Here is a 13,495-nt window from a genome sequence, read left to right as displayed (position 1 = left end):
CGGCTCACCCCTCTCTACGCGCTCTTCGCAAAACAACTCCCACCTCGCGCAGCAGGCTGGGCTTGGTGGGTTTCGGGGGTCCGGGCAGTACGTCGAACCCGGCGGCCGCGATCGCGGTGAGGGCGGCACGCCCCCCTCCCACGAATCCGGCGAGAAGCAGCTTGAGCCTGCCGTGGACGCTACCCACCAGAGGGGTGCCTTCATTCAGCAGATCTCCGGCGCGTTCGGCTTCGTACGCGATCAGTGCCCGCACCGATGCGCTCCCGGAGGGCGCCGCCAGGTCGGATTCGGTGACATGGAACCTGGCCATGTCGTCGGCCGGCAGATAGATCCGGTCACGGCCGAGGTCCTCGGTGACGTCCTGCAGGTGCTCGACGATCTGCAGTGCGGTGCAGACGGCGTCGGAGCGGCGGACGCGCTCGGGGCTCGCGGTGCCGGTCAGCTGGAGGACCAGGCGGCCGACGGGGTTCGCGGAGAGCTCGCAGTAGGCGAGGAGCTCCTCGTACGTCCCGTAGCGGCGGATCTTCTGGTCCTGCCGGTTGGCCTCGATGAGGCCGAGGAAGGGTTCGGGGGTGAGTGCGCGGCGTCGCACGGTGGGTCGCAGCGCCCGAAGGAGGGGGTGGTGCGGGGTTCCGCCGGTGGTGGCGAAAATCCTTCGCAGGTCCGTTTCGAGCGCGTCGAGCATCGCGAGCCGGTCCTCGCCCTCGGCCGGGTCCAGACCGAGGTGCCGGGCGTCGGCGCCGCCGGGGGCGAGGTCGCCGTCACCGATGTCGTCGACGAGCCGGGCGAAGCCGTAGACAGCCATCAGGTCGTCCCGCCAGGCGCGCGGCAGGAAGAAGGGGGCCACCGGAAAATTCTCGTCGGCGGCCTTGTCAAGGGTTCCGGGTACGGCGGAATCAAGCCGCGTCTGCGGGGTACGGGTCACTGCGGACCGCCCTGCGCGAGGACGGCGTGAGTACCTCGGAGCTGGAGATCGTCCGTCATAGCCGTCACATCTCCCGTTCTACACTGCTGACCCAAAACATCCCATTCCGGACACGCCGCCCGCTCTCCCGAGTGCGGAGGACGGCTACGAGCCGTCTTCCCAGGCGGTATCGCCCCACTTGCCACGAATCAGCACCGGTACAGCTTACGTTGTACAACGCTCATCCATACGCCGGGGTGCGGGGCACACCGCGCCTGCGCGCTTCGCCCTGTCAACTTTCCCCTTGCGCAAGGAAATTGACGTCATCCGGCGGGAGGAGATCTTGCCACGCCCCGTACGACGAGCCGTGGATGCCCCGGAGGCAGCGCAGCGGCCCCTGCCGGAATGCTCCGGCAGGGGCCGCTGAGTTACGGGACTTCGGTGACGCCCTACTTGCCCGTCTCGCGCTCGTACGCCTTCAGGACCTCGTCGGTCGGACCGTCCATCAGCAGTTCGCCCTTTTCCAGCCACAGCACCCGGTCGCAGGTGTCCCTGATCGACTTGTTGCTGTGACTGACGAGGAAGACGGTGCCGGCCTCCTTGCGGAGCTCCCGGATGCGCTCCTCGGAGCGGATCTGGAACTTGCGGTCACCGGTCGCCAGCGCCTCATCGATCATGAGGACGTCGTGGTTCTTGGCGGCGGCGATGGAGAAGCGCAGCCGGGCCGCCATGCCGGAGGAGTACGTCCGCATCGGCAGGGTGATGAAGTCGCCCTTCTCGTTGATGCCGGAGAAGTCGACGATGTCCTGGTACCGCTCGCGGATCTCCTCGCGGCTCATTCCCATGGCGAGCCCGCCGAGCACGACGTTGCGCTCGCCCGTCAGGTCGCTCATCAGCGCCGCGTTCACGCCGAGCAGCGAGGGCTGTCCGTCCGTGTACACCTTGCCGCTCTCGGTCGGCAGCAGTCCGGCGATGGCCCGCAGCAGGGTGGACTTGCCGGAGCCGTTCGTACCGATGAGCCCGATGGCCTCGCCGCGGTAGGAGGTGAAGGAGACGCCACGCACGGCGTGCACCTTGCGGACACCCCGCTCCTCGCCCTTGCCGCGGCGCAGTATCCGGCTCAGTGCCGCGGTGGCGCCACCCTTGCCACCGCCGCCGCCGTTGACGCGGTACACGATGTGCACGTTGTCGGCGATCACGGTGGGGATGCGCCCCGCGGTGTTGTCCTCAGCCACGGCCGTACCGCTCCTCTGCCTTCCAGAAGTACACAAAGCCCGCCACGCCCACCAGGAGCGCCCAGGCGAGACCCACGACCCAGACATGCGCCGGCAGGTTCTCGGAGCCGTAGCCGTCGATCATCGCGAACCGGATCAGGTCCATGTAGATGGCCGCCGGGTTGTACTGCAGCACATCGGCGATCCAGGCCGGCTTGTCGGCGAGCATCACCGGGATGGAGAACATCACGCCGGAGGCGTACATCCACGTCCGCATGATGAAGGGCATCAGCTGGGCCAGGTCGGGCGTCCTGGCCCCGAGCCTCGCCATGATCAGCGCCAGGCCGGTGTTGAAGAAGAACTGCAGGGCCAGCGCGGGAATCACCAGCAGCCAGGACAGCCGCGGATAACTGCCGAATCCGGCGGTCACCGCGACCAGCACGATCATCGAGTACAGCAGCTGCTGGAGCTGCTGGAGCGAGAACGAGATGGGCAGCGAGGCACGCGGGAAGTGCAGCGCCCGCACCAGGCCGAGGTTGCCGGAGATCGCTCGGACCCCGGCCATCACCGAGCTCTGGGTGAAGGTGAAGACGAAGACGCCGGTCACCAGGAAGGGGATGAAGACCTCGGGCTCCATTCCCTTCTTCGTACCGAGGATCAGGCCGAAGATGACGAAGTACACCGCGGCGTTCAGGAGCGGGGTGGCCACCTGCCACAGCTGCCCCAGTTTGGCCTGACTGTACTGGGCGGTCAGCTTGGCCCGGGAGAACGCCATGATGAAGTGGCGTCGCCCGCGGAGCTGGCGCACGTACTCGAAGAGCCCGGGCCGGGCGCCGCTGACCGTCAGGCCGTACTTCGTGGCCAGATCGGCTGGGCTCAGGCCGTCATCGGCCGAGGGCGGGGTGCTCAACGCAACAGCACCGTCATGGGTTGTGTCACTCACCAGATGAAACTCTCGTATTCAAAACGCGCAGCCAGTCGCGGGCGCGGCTCAGGGCGGACAGGTCCCGACAAGAAAATTTACGCCTCATGCTCCCAGAGGCGAACCCTCTCAGATCACCGGAGGCCGGCCGAGTCTGGTCAGCCGCCACACCGTACGCCACTTCATGGGGCGACGCGGTCCGCAGGGTGTCGACCAGCCTTCCCGGAAGCCTCCGAACCATGCTTTCAGCGCCGGGCCCGAGGGCTTGCGCAGCAGGGTCAGCAGGAGCCACACGCCGAGATACACGGGGACCAGGGGGGCGGGCAGGTTGCGCCGCGCCAGCCAGACCCGGTTCCGCGCGACCATGCGGTGGTAGACGGCATGGCGGGACGGCGCGGTCGTGGGGTGGTTGAGGACCATGTCCGCGCGGTAGTCGATCAGCCACCCGGCGTCCAGCGCCCGCCAGGCGAGGTCGGTCTCCTCGTGCGCGTAGAAGAAGTCGCCCGGCAGCGGGCCGACCTCGGCGATGACCCGGGTGCGTACGGCGTTGGCGCCGCCGAGGAAGGTCGTCACCCGTGACGAGCGCATCGGGTCGGCGGCGCGCAGCCGGGGCACATGGCGGCGCTGGGTCTCGCCCGTGTCGGGGTCGGCGATCCGGAAACTGATGATGCCGAGCTTCGGGTCGGCCTCGAACGCCTGCCGGCACAGCTCGGCGGTGTCCGTGAGCGGCAGATGCCCGTCGTCGTCGAGGAAGAGCAGGGCGTCGACGTCGGCACCGGACGGGCCGAACGCCTCGATGCCCACGTTGCGGCCGCCGGGGATGCCCAGGTTCTCGGGCAGCTCGACGGTCCGCACGCCCGCGGGGACCTCCGGGACGGCGGAGCCGTTGCCGACGACGACCACCTCGATCCGGTCGCCGTCCTGCTGGGCGACCGAATCGAGCAGGGCGCGCAGCTCGGCCGGGCGGTTGCCCATCGTGATGATGACCGCGCCGAGTTTCATGGGGGAGCTCACTTCAGCCTGCTCGATGCCAGGACCGACACGAGGTGGAGGAGGGTCTGCAGCAGAGCGATGCCGGCCAGCACCGCGACCGCGAGGCGGCTGAAGAAGAGGTCGTCGCGGACCGCGTCCAGGACGGCCGCGACCAGGATGACCAGCGACGCCTCGACGCACAGGATCAGCCGGTGGAACTTGAGCGCGCCGGCGGCCCGGCGGGCGAACGCCATGCCGGAGGAGCGCGGCTCGGAGGCGGACTCCTTGACCGGCGGCAGCCCGCCCTGGTGGCGTGCGACCCCGACCAGGTCGGTCTCGGCCTTGATCAGGATGGCGCCGAGTGCGGCGAGCGTGCCCAGGAAGGCCCAGAGCCAGTCGATCCGTCCCGAACCCCACAGGTCCGCGGCGCGCAGGCCGAACCCGACCAGGACGGCGGCGTCACAGAGATAGGCACCGACCCGGTCCAGGTAGACCCCGCCCAGGGAGAACTGCTTCTTCCAGCGGGCGAGCTCGCCGTCGACGCAGTCCAGCAGCAGGTAGAGCTGGACCATGAGGACGCCGAGCAGCGCGCCGGGGATGCCCGGAACGAGCAGGGCCGGAGCGGCGAGCACACCGGCGACGGTCATCAGGTAGGTCAGCTGGTTGGGCGTCACCTTGGTGTTCACCAGGTACCGGTCCACACGCAGCGAGACCTCGCGCATGTATATCCGGCCCGCCCAGTGTTCGCCGCTGCGCCGGTCCTTGACGCCCGGGGGGTGAACGACAGGACGGAGTTCAGCTACTGATGGTCTTGGCATAGTCGGCGTACGCGTCCCTGATCTGGTCGGTGGACAGGTTGAGGTGTTCCAGGACCGTGAAGCGTCCCGGACGGGTCTGCGGGGCGTAGTCGACGGCCTGGACGAACTCGTCGACCGTGAAGCCGATCTCCTCGGGCAGGACCGGCAGACCGTGCCGGCGCAGGACCTCGGCGAAGAGCCCGGACTCCTCACGTGCGCCGCGCAGGTGCATGGCGAAGGCGGCGCCGAGGCCGACCTGCTCGCCGTGGCTGGCAGCACGCTTGGGGAAGAGCAGGTCGAAGGCGTGGCTGATCTCGTGGCAGGCGCCGGACGAGGGGCGGGTGTCGCCGCTGATCGAGATGGCGATGCCGGAGAGCACCAGCGACTCGGCCAGGACCGTGAGGAACTCGTCGTCGGCGACGGTGCCGGGGTGGCGCAGGACGGCTTCGCCGGCCGTACGGGCCATGGCGGCGGCCAGTCCGTCGATCTGCTCGTTGTTGACCTGGTGCGAGAGCTCCCAGTCGGCGATCGCGGAGATGTTGGAGATCGCGTCGCCGACGCCGGAGCGCACGAAGCGGTCCGGTGCCTGGCGGATCACCGAGAGGTCGATGACCATCGCGATCGGCATCGGGACCCCGTAGGAGCCCCGGCCGTTGTCGTTGTCCAGGGTGGCGACGGGCGAGCAGAGACCGTCGTGGGCGAGGTTCGTGGCGACCGAGACGAGCGGCAGGCCGACCCGCGCCGCGGCGTACTTCGCCACGTCGATGATCTTGCCGCCGCCGAGGCCGACCACGGCGTCGTAGCGCTTGCCCTTGATGTCGTCGGCCAGCTGCACGGCGGCGTCGATGTTGCCGCCGGCGACGCAGTACCAGTCGGCGCCCGGGAGGGCCGGGGCGAGCGTCTCGCGCAGGGCCTGGCCGGAGCCGCCGCTGATGGCGATCGCGAGCTTGCCGGATGCGGAGATCCGCTGGTCGACGAGGAGACCGGCCAGGTCGTCCATGGCGCCCCGGCTGATGTCGACGAAGACCGGGGAGGGGATGAGTCGGGTCAGTACCGGCACGCGATCTCCCTGCCCTTCGCAAGGTCGTCGTGGTTGTCGATCTCGACCCAGGTCACGTCGCCGATGGGGGCCACGTCGACGGTGAAGCCGCGGTTGACGAGCTCCTGGTAGCCGTCCTCGTAGTAGAGGTCGGGGTCCCGCTCGAAGGTGGCCTTGAGCGCGTCGGCGAGCTCTTCGGCGGCCTCGGCCTCGATGAGGGTGACGCCGATGTACTCGCCGGTGGCGGTGGCCGGGTCCATCAGCTTCGTGATCCGCCGCACACCCTTGTCACCGTCCGTGATGACCTTCATCTCCTCGTCGGCGAGGTTCTTCACCGTGTCGAGGGCGAGGATGATCTTCTGGCCCTTGCCGCGTGCGTCCAGCAGCGTCCGCTCGACGGAGACGGGGTGGACGGTGTCGCCGTTGGCGAGGATCACACCGCGCTTGAGGACCTCACGGGCGCACCACAGCGAGTAGGCGTTGTTCCACTCCTCGGCCTTGTCGTTGTCGACGAGGGTGAGCTTCAGGCCGTACTTCGCCTCCAGCTCCTCCTTGCGGTCGTAGACGGCTTCCTTGCGGTAGCCGACGACGATCGCGACCTCGGTGAGCCCGATCTCGGCGAAGTTGGCCAGCGTGAGGTCCAGGACCGTCTTCTCGCCGTCCACCGGCACGAGGGCCTTGGGGAGCGTGTCGGTGTAGGGGCGCAGGCGCCGTCCTGCGCCGGCTGCCAGTACGAGGCCGATCATGCGGGTTCTCCTTCGTCGTGAACGGCGGGCGCCCCGGAGGACACCCAGAAACGGATGGATTCCACGAGCACGACCAGTGCCACGGCAACCGCGAGGGCGGTGAGGGCCACGGTGAAGTCGGAGGCCCCCGTGAGTACGGCGGCGAGTACGGTCACCACCAGGGTCCGGCCCTCGTGACCGCCGATCGTGCGCACCAGCCACTTCGGCGGGGCGCCGGTGCCGCCTCGGATGCGGTACACCGTGTCGTAGTGATGGTAGGCGACCGCCGAAACCAGGCCGAAGGCCGCGGGGAGCGCACCGTCGATGTCGCTGCGCGCGGCCAGGATGAGGATCGTGCAGTACTCCGCCGCCCGGAAGACGGGGGGCACGAGCCAGTCGAGTGCGCCCTTGAGCGGGCGGGCGACGGCTATGCCGGAGCAGATCGCGTAGAAGACAGCGGCGGTGATCATCTGCCGGCTGCCGAAGGGCTGCTGAAGTGCGGCGGCGATCAGCGCGCCCGTCCCGACGAGCGCCACCACCGGGGCGCTCCAGGCGCCGGGGATCCGGGGGCCGCGCGCCGCCACGAGTTCGGCGAGCGGGCCGGAGTCGGCGAGGTCGGCGAGGGCCTGGGCGGCGCGGTCGGTGCGGCGGGCCTTGCGGGTCAGGGACCGCAGCAGCCGGCCGGCGGTGGTGTAGCAGGCCGCGAAGGTGCAGCCGACGAGGAGTGCGTAGAAGACGATCCGCGGGGTGGTCAGCGCGGTCAGTACGGCGATCATCGCCCAGCGCTCACCGATCGGGAGCACGATCATGCGGCGCACCCAGACCGTCCAGCCGACGCTGTCGAGCTTGTCGGAGAGGGCGGCCGTCGGGCTGGAGTTCGCGACCGCGTCGTGGTTCGCCTCGTTGAACGAGAAGTCGATCACGTGGCGGCAGGACTGGAGCACCATCGCGCCCAGGGCCAGCGCCCAGACGTCGTCACCGCCGCGTGCCGCGCCGAGGGCGAGACCCGCGTAGTAGGCGTACTCCTTGGCCCGGTCGAAGGTGGCGTCGAGCCAGGCGCCCATCGTCGAGTACTGCAGCGAGTAGCGGGCGAGCTGCCCGTCGGTGCAGTCGAGCACGAAGGAGAAGAGGAGGAGCAGCCCGGCGGCGACGTATCCGCCGCGGGTGCCGGTGGCGGCGCAGCCTGCCGCGATCAGCGCGGTCAGCAGGGACGCGGTGGTGACCTGGTTGGGGGTGAAGCCGCGGCGCGCGCACCAGCGGGCGATGTAGCGCGAGTACGGGCTGATGCAGTACGTGGTGAAGAAGCCGTCGCGGGCCTTCACAGCGCCGCGCAGCCGGACCGCCTCGTCGTCCACGGCGGCGACACCGGACTGCGCGGTGGCGCGTGCGGCCTCGTCCGATGGGACGGTGGCGACGAGCGAGCCGAGTTCCGGGCGCTGGACCGCGGTGCCTTCGGCGTCCATGGTGGCGGCGAGCCGGCCGGGCACGGTGCGGTCGGTGACCGTGGCGGTGGAGCCGGGCGGGCCTGCGGGGACTCCGGCACCGACCGCCTCGGTGGTGGTGCGCAGGGCGCGGACCAGGGCGGGACGCGCCTCGGGTTGCGCGGTCAGCGCTCCGGGAACGGCGGCGGCGGGGAAGCGGGGGTCGGTCAGTCCGAGCCGTAGGGCGTGAACATGACCAACGAAGCGGGGGTCGACGAGGGCGACGCGGCGCTCGGCCGGCACCGCGGACAGCAACCGGGCCGCCTCGGTGACGTCGGCGGCGGTCTGTACGTCGAAGCCCAGTGACCTCAGATCGTCCTGGAGCGAGGATCCGGGTACCGGAGCACCTGTGAGAATGGCGGTCGACAGACGAACTCACTCCTTGGTGCTGACACGGGTCGGCGCGCGACAGTGCGGCCCTGGATACGGCCGGCGGCATGTCGGCAGAGGCTATCGGATGAACAGAAGCGGGAGTTCACTGCCCGTTTGTGCTCCGTTCCGGGAGGACCGGCAGCATCCGGCCCCGTCCGCGATCATCATCGTCGATGGCCGCCCCGCCTGACAAAACACGGGTCCCGCGTCACAGCGGCCGGGCATGCGACGCCGCGCCCCCGTCGCCGGACCCTCTAACCTGGCCGCCATGACATGGCTGATCACCGGCGGAGCCGGATACATCGGGGCCCACGTGGTGCGGGCGATGCGGGAGGCCGGAGAGCGGGTGGTCGTGCTCGACGACCTCTCGACGGGAAATCCGGACCGGCTGGCGGACGACGTCCCGCTGGTCCGGGGCTCCGCGGCCGACCGCGAGCTGCTGGACCGGGTGCTCGCGGAGCACGAAGTGACCGGTGTGGTGCATCTCGCAGCGAAGAAGCAGGTAGGCGAATCCGTCGAGAAGCCGCTTCTGTACTACCGGGAGAACGTCACCGGGCTGAACGTCCTCCTGGAGGCCGTCGCGGCAGCCGGCGTGCGGCGCTTCCTGTTCTCGTCGTCGGCCGCGGTCTACGGCGTCCCCGAGGCGGAACTGATCACCGAGGCGGCCCCCTGCGTCCCGATCAGTCCGTACGGCGAGACCAAGCTCGCCGGCGAGTGGCTGGTGCGGGCGGCCGGGAAGGCCCATGGGCTGTCCACCGGCTGTCTGCGCTACTTCAACGTGGCGGGCGCCGCCGAGCCGAAGCTGTCGGACACGGGCATCTTCAACGTGATCCCGATGTTCTTCGACCGGCTGACCCGTGGCGAGGCCCCGCGGATCTTCGGCGACGACTACGCCACACCGGACGGCACCTGCATCCGCGACTACATCCACGTGGCCGATCTGGCCGACGCGCATCTGGCCGTGGCCCGGCAGCTGGCCGCGCAGGACGGGCCCGGGGACCTGACCGTCAACATCGGCCGCGGCGAGGGCGTCTCGGTGCGCGAGCTCGCCGATCTCGTGGCGGAGGTCACCGGCCACGATCTGAAGCCGGAGATCGAGCCGCGCCGCGCCGGGGACGCCGCGAAGGCGGTCGCCTCGTGCGAGCGGATGTCCGGCGAGCTGGGCTGGACGGCCGGGCGCGGGGTGCGCGAGATGGTCGAGTCGGCCTGGCGGGGCTGGCAGCTGCACCATGCCGGCACGGTGGCCGGATAAGGGGCCGAACGGGTGGTCAGCCGCTCTGACCTGCAAGCATTTCCGCAGGTCAGAGCAGTTGACAACGGTGTTCAGTGCCGTGTTGCCCGATACCCCCCACCCGTAGTTCACTGACAGGGTCCGGGCCGTTCGCGCCCGGGCCCGCAGACGACCGGGAGGCGTCCCCATGGGGGCAGGGCACGATCACGGACATGCGCACGGAGGGCCGGCGCCCACCGGCACGGCGGCCGCCGCGTACAAGGGGCGGCTGAGGATCGCGCTGGGCATCACGCTCGCCGTGGCGGTCATGGAGGTCGTCGGCGGTGTGCTGTCGGGATCCCTCGCACTGATCGCCGACGCCGCCCACATGGCGACCGACGCCCTCGGGCTGGGCATGGCGCTGCTGGCGATCCACTTCGCGAACAAGCCTGCCGGGCCGAACCGGACCTTCGGCTACGCCCGTGCGGAGATCCTCGCCGCGCTGGCCAACTGTGTCCTGCTGCTCGGGGTGGGCGGCTATCTGCTGTTCGAGGCGGTGGAGCGCTTCATCACGCCGGCCGAGACCCGGGGCGGGCTGACGATCGCCTTCGCCGTGGTCGGCCTGGTCGCGAACATGGTGTCGCTGTCCCTGCTGATGCGCGGGCAGCAGGACAGCCTCAACGTGCGCGGCGCCTATCTGGAGGTGCTGGCGGACACCCTGGGCTCGGTGACCGTGCTGGTCTCGGCGGGCATCATCCTGGCGACGGGCTGGCAGGCCGCGGACCCGGTCGCCTCGCTGGTCATCGGGCTCATGATCGTCCCGCGCACGGTGAAGCTGCTCCGCGAGACGCTGAACGTCCTCCTGGAGTCGGCGCCGCCGGGGGTCGACATGGGCGAGGTGCGCGACCACATCACGGCGCTGCCCGGGGTGCTGGACGTCCATGACCTGCACGCCTGGACGATCACCTCGGGTATGCCGGTCCTCTCCGCCCATGTGGTGGTGCATCAGGAGTTCCTCGACTCGATCGGGCACGAGAAGCTCCTCCACGAACTGCAGGGCTGTCTCGGCGACCACTTCGACGTCGAGCACTGCACCTTCCAGCTGGAGCCGAGCGGCCATGCCGAGCACGAGGCGAGGCTCTGCCACTGACGCGGGGCGGGCGAACCTCCGGTGTAGGGTTTTCGCAGCGATGTACGAATCACTCAAGGGCTGCCCACGTTGACCGACGACGACCACTCCCTGAACGGCTCGCCTCCTCCTCCTTCGCCCTCATCCCCGCACGGCCGCGATCCGGGGCGTCCGTCCGCCGACGCCCGCTGGACCATCCGTCCCGAGACCGCCGGCGACATCGCCGCGGTGTACGCGGTCAACGCCGCCGCGTTCCCGACGGCGGCCGAGGCCGACCTGGTCGATGCCCTGCGTGAGGACCCGTCGGCCTGGCTGCCCGGGCTCTCCTACGTCGCCGAGGCGCCCGACGGGTCCCTCGCCGCGTGCGCCCTGCTGACCCGCTGCCGGGTCGGGGGCGTACCGGCACTCGCACTGGCCCCGGTGGCCACCGTCCCCGCACATCAGCGCCGCGGCGCGGGGCAGGCCGTCGTACGCGCCCTGCTCGATGCCGCACGTGTGCGCGGGGAGTCGCTGGTACTGGTGCTCGGTCATCCCGAGTACTACCCGAAGTTCGGCTTCGTGCCCGCGTCGCGGTACGGAATCCGTCCGGGTTTCGAGGTGCCCGACGAGGCGATGATGGCCCTGGTCCTCGACGGTTCCGCGGCCGTGGCGCAGGGCACGATCGAGTATCCGGCGGCGTTCGGGGTCTGACGCGCGGCCCGGGCCCGCCGCGCCCGGGTGGTGCGGCGGGCCCGGACATGCCAGCACCCGAAGTGCGGACAAGCCGCTTTTGTACGGCAGACTTGAGCAGACTCGACGGGACCGGCGCTCGGGGCCGAGTCCATAGCGAAGGATGGGTATGCCGACCACACCAGCCACCGCGGCGAAGAACTCGTCGAACGGCGCAGCAGAAGCGATCATGCTCGAACTGGTCGACGAGAACGGCACCACCATCGGCACGGCGGAGAAGCTCGCCGCCCACCAGGCACCGGGACAACTGCACCGGGCGTTCTCCGTGTTCCTCTTCGACGAGCAGGGCCGCCTGTTGCTCCAGCGCCGCGCACTCGGCAAGTACCACTCCCCCGGCGTCTGGTCCAACACCTGCTGCGGCCACCCCTACCCGGGTGAGGCGCCCTTCGCCGCCGCCGCCCGGCGGACGTACGAGGAGCTGGGCGTCTCGCCCTCGCTGCTGGCCGAGGCGGGCACGGTGCGCTACAACCACCCGGATCCCGCGTCGGGTCTGGTGGAGCAGGAGTTCAACCACCTCTTCGTGGGCATGGTGCAGGAGCAGCTGCGGCCGGATGCCGACGAGGTGGGCGAGACGGACTTCGTGACGGCCGGGGAGCTGGCCGAGCGCCATGCCCGGGCGCCGTTCTCCGCCTGGTTCATGACGGTGCTGGATGCCGCCCGTCCCGCGATCCGCGAGCTGACCGGGCCGGCCGCGGGCTGGTAGGTACGACCCGCCGGGGCGGAGGGGTCACAGCCGTGTGCTGAGCGGCAGGGCCGCCCAGATGACCTTTCCGCCGCCCGCGGTGTGCTCCACGTCGCAGGTGCCGCCCGCTTCCCGGGTGATCTCGCGCACGAGCAGGAGCCCGCGCCCGCCGGTCTGCGCGTAGTCCGTCTCCAGGGCCGTCGGCCGGTAGGGATGGTTGTCCTCCACGGAGACCCTGATCCACTCGGCGCCCACGGCGACCTCGACCGCGAGCTCCGGCGAGAGCAGTGCCGCGTGCTTCACGGCGTTGGTCGCCAGTTCGGAGACGATGAGCAGCAGGCCCTGGGCGATGTCGTCTTCCACGGGGATGCCCTGGCGCTTCAGCAGATCACGTACGGCGTGCCGGGCCCGGGGTACGGAGACGTCCGTGGCCGGAGCGGTGAACCGCCAGACCCCCTCGTACGACACGGGCCGGGCGGGGACACTCCCGCGGCTCTCCATTGTCCGATACCCGCTCTCCACTCGGTGTGACTGCACGTCGAGTACAGGGTGCGGGGCGTAGTCGGCTCGGTCCGTACCACTGAACAGAAGTCGACCTCAATCGACGGAACTTGACCAATTTCGCAAGGGTCCGTCAGCTTTCGGACCGTTTCTGGTCTTCTTCCGGGAGGCCGTCCACGCCGGTGCCGGGTGCCATCTGATCCGAGACCATCGACACGATCCGCCGCCCGCCGACCCCGATCGCGATGAGCCCCAGACCGTCGAAGAGCAGCGCGAGCGAGAAGAAGCAGCCGAGCACGTAGAGGCTGCTGTGCGGCCAGTCGAAGAGGACCAGCAGCCCGAGCAGCAGTCCGAACGCGCCCTGCAGCAGCGTCCAGCCGAACTGGGGCCCGCGCACCACGACGCTGCCGACGAGGCGGAACACTCCGCCCGTGAGGAACAGCAGCGCGGCGAACATGGTCAGCGCCTCGGCGGTGCCGTGGGGATGGCGGATGACGACGAGACCGGCGGCGATGTTCAGCGCCGCGACCACCACGCCCAGCCAGAAGTAGCTGGTGCCGCGCGACTGGATCGCGTGCAGCAGCCCGACCAGCCCGCCGATGAGAAGCAGCCAGCCGAAGAGGATCATCGAGGTGAGCGTCGCGACGCCCGTGTAGACGAGGCCGACCAGGCCGGCGATGACGAGCAGGGTGCCGAGCAGGGCCAGACCGCTGAAACTGCGGTGGAGCTTCCTGCCCTCTTTGACGGGATCGGCCACCAGTGACTCCTCAGGGTGCGTACCTGCTTCGCGACCCCTTCTTGATCATAGGTTCGAACGG

The 13,495-nt window shown here is 70.0% G+C and carries 13 protein-coding genes and 1 pseudogene; 4 read left to right on the top strand and 10 right to left on the bottom strand.

Annotation, left to right across the window (positions count from 1 at the left end):
• Positions 1-4 precede the first annotated feature (4 nt).
• The 8 genes from hpnC to ACIQMX_RS16045 form a co-directional block, all read right to left on the bottom strand.
• Complete coding sequence (hpnC, locus tag ACIQMX_RS16080) at positions 5-925, bottom strand: squalene synthase HpnC (protein WP_363074433.1); 921 nt, start codon at positions 923-925, stop codon at positions 5-7.
• 428 nt (positions 926-1,353) lie between these two features.
• A complete protein-coding gene (locus tag ACIQMX_RS16075; RefSeq protein WP_363074431.1) occupies positions 1,354-2,139 on the bottom strand; it encodes an ABC transporter ATP-binding protein in 786 nt (261 codons plus the stop codon).
• Positions 2,132-3,061, bottom strand: coding sequence for an ABC transporter permease (locus ACIQMX_RS16070; protein WP_363074429.1), 930 nt, complete (start codon positions 3,059-3,061; stop codon positions 2,132-2,134). The genes ACIQMX_RS16075 and ACIQMX_RS16070 overlap by 8 nt, the downstream gene beginning before the upstream one ends.
• A gap of 108 nt (positions 3,062-3,169) precedes the next feature.
• On the bottom strand, positions 3,170-4,042 hold the full coding sequence (locus ACIQMX_RS16065; protein WP_363074448.1) for a glycosyltransferase family 2 protein: 873 nt from the start codon (positions 4,040-4,042) through the stop codon (positions 3,170-3,172).
• An 8-nt stretch (positions 4,043-4,050) separates the two neighbouring features.
• Positions 4,051-4,830, bottom strand: coding sequence for a CDP-alcohol phosphatidyltransferase family protein (locus tag ACIQMX_RS16060; RefSeq protein ID WP_363074427.1), 780 nt, complete (start codon positions 4,828-4,830; stop codon positions 4,051-4,053).
• A complete protein-coding gene (locus ACIQMX_RS16055; RefSeq protein WP_363074425.1) occupies positions 4,808-5,869 on the bottom strand; it encodes an iron-containing alcohol dehydrogenase family protein in 1,062 nt (353 codons plus the stop codon). The genes ACIQMX_RS16060 and ACIQMX_RS16055 overlap by 23 nt, the downstream gene beginning before the upstream one ends.
• Positions 5,857-6,594 carry a sugar phosphate nucleotidyltransferase gene (locus tag ACIQMX_RS16050; protein ID WP_402478379.1) on the bottom strand — a complete coding sequence of 246 codons (738 nt, stop codon included), beginning with the start codon at positions 6,592-6,594 and terminating at the stop codon, positions 5,857-5,859. The genes ACIQMX_RS16055 and ACIQMX_RS16050 overlap by 13 nt, the downstream gene beginning before the upstream one ends.
• A complete protein-coding gene (locus tag ACIQMX_RS16045) occupies positions 6,591-8,366 on the bottom strand; it encodes a DUF5941 domain-containing protein (RefSeq protein ID WP_402478498.1) in 1,776 nt (591 codons plus the stop codon). The genes ACIQMX_RS16050 and ACIQMX_RS16045 overlap by 4 nt, the downstream gene beginning before the upstream one ends.
• A 328-nt stretch (positions 8,367-8,694) precedes the next feature.
• On the opposite strand from ACIQMX_RS16045, the gene galE reads away from it, so the two are divergent.
• The 4 genes and pseudogenes from galE (at position 8,695) to idi (ending at position 12,197) form a co-directional block, all read left to right on the top strand.
• Positions 8,695-9,678 carry a UDP-glucose 4-epimerase GalE gene (gene galE, locus ACIQMX_RS16040; RefSeq protein ID WP_402478377.1) on the top strand — a complete coding sequence of 328 codons (984 nt, stop codon included), beginning with the start codon at positions 8,695-8,697 and terminating at the stop codon, positions 9,676-9,678.
• Positions 9,679-9,844: 166 nt separating this feature from the next.
• The gene (locus tag ACIQMX_RS16035; protein WP_363074419.1) at positions 9,845-10,786 is read left to right on the top strand and encodes a cation diffusion facilitator family transporter; all 942 of its coding nucleotides are present in this window, start codon (positions 9,845-9,847) and stop codon (positions 10,784-10,786) included.
• 156 nt (positions 10,787-10,942) lie between these two features.
• Positions 10,943-11,455 (top strand): annotated as a pseudogene (locus tag ACIQMX_RS16030) (GNAT family N-acetyltransferase); the annotation flags it as partial.
• Between the two features lie 148 nt (positions 11,456-11,603).
• On the top strand, positions 11,604-12,197 hold the full coding sequence (gene idi, locus ACIQMX_RS16025; RefSeq protein ID WP_363074415.1) for an isopentenyl-diphosphate Delta-isomerase: 594 nt from the start codon (positions 11,604-11,606) through the stop codon (positions 12,195-12,197).
• A 24-nt stretch (positions 12,198-12,221) separates the two neighbouring features.
• Here the strand turns inward: idi and ACIQMX_RS16020 are convergent, their stop codons facing one another.
• Positions 12,222-12,677, bottom strand: coding sequence for an ATP-binding protein (locus ACIQMX_RS16020; RefSeq protein WP_402478372.1), 456 nt, complete (start codon positions 12,675-12,677; stop codon positions 12,222-12,224).
• A 133-nt stretch (positions 12,678-12,810) separates the two neighbouring features.
• The gene (locus ACIQMX_RS16015) at positions 12,811-13,434 is read right to left on the bottom strand and encodes a DUF308 domain-containing protein (RefSeq protein WP_363074411.1); all 624 of its coding nucleotides are present in this window, start codon (positions 13,432-13,434) and stop codon (positions 12,811-12,813) included.
• Positions 13,435-13,495: the final 61 nt, after the last annotated feature.

It is taken from the genome of Streptomyces sp. NPDC091416, from assembly GCF_044756845.1.
Lineage (GTDB): Bacteria > Actinomycetota > Actinomycetes > Streptomycetales > Streptomycetaceae > Streptomyces.
The sequence above is the reverse complement of the archived record's forward strand: the minus strand, read 5'-3'. Positions and strand labels throughout refer to the sequence as shown.

What these genes read in the sequence shown, in the direction of transcription:
- ACIQMX_RS16065 (WP_363074448.1), bottom strand. Translation starts at nt 4,042, where the DNA reads ATGAAACTCGGCGCGGTCATCATCACGATGGGCAACCGCCCGGCCGAG.
- ACIQMX_RS16060 (WP_363074427.1), bottom strand. Translation starts at nt 4,830, where the DNA reads ATGCCAAGACCATCAGTAGCTGAACTCCGTCCTGTCGTTCACCCCCCG.
- ACIQMX_RS16050 (WP_402478379.1), bottom strand. Translation starts at nt 6,594, where the DNA reads ATGATCGGCCTCGTACTGGCAGCCGGCGCAGGACGGCGCCTGCGCCCC.
- galE (WP_402478377.1), top strand. Translation starts at nt 8,695, where the DNA reads ATGACATGGCTGATCACCGGCGGAGCCGGATACATCGGGGCCCACGTG.
- ACIQMX_RS16035 (WP_363074419.1), top strand. Translation starts at nt 9,845, where the DNA reads ATGGGGGCAGGGCACGATCACGGACATGCGCACGGAGGGCCGGCGCCC.
- idi (WP_363074415.1), top strand. Translation starts at nt 11,604, where the DNA reads ATGCCGACCACACCAGCCACCGCGGCGAAGAACTCGTCGAACGGCGCA.
- ACIQMX_RS16020 (WP_402478372.1), bottom strand. Translation starts at nt 12,677, where the DNA reads ATGGAGAGCCGCGGGAGTGTCCCCGCCCGGCCCGTGTCGTACGAGGGG.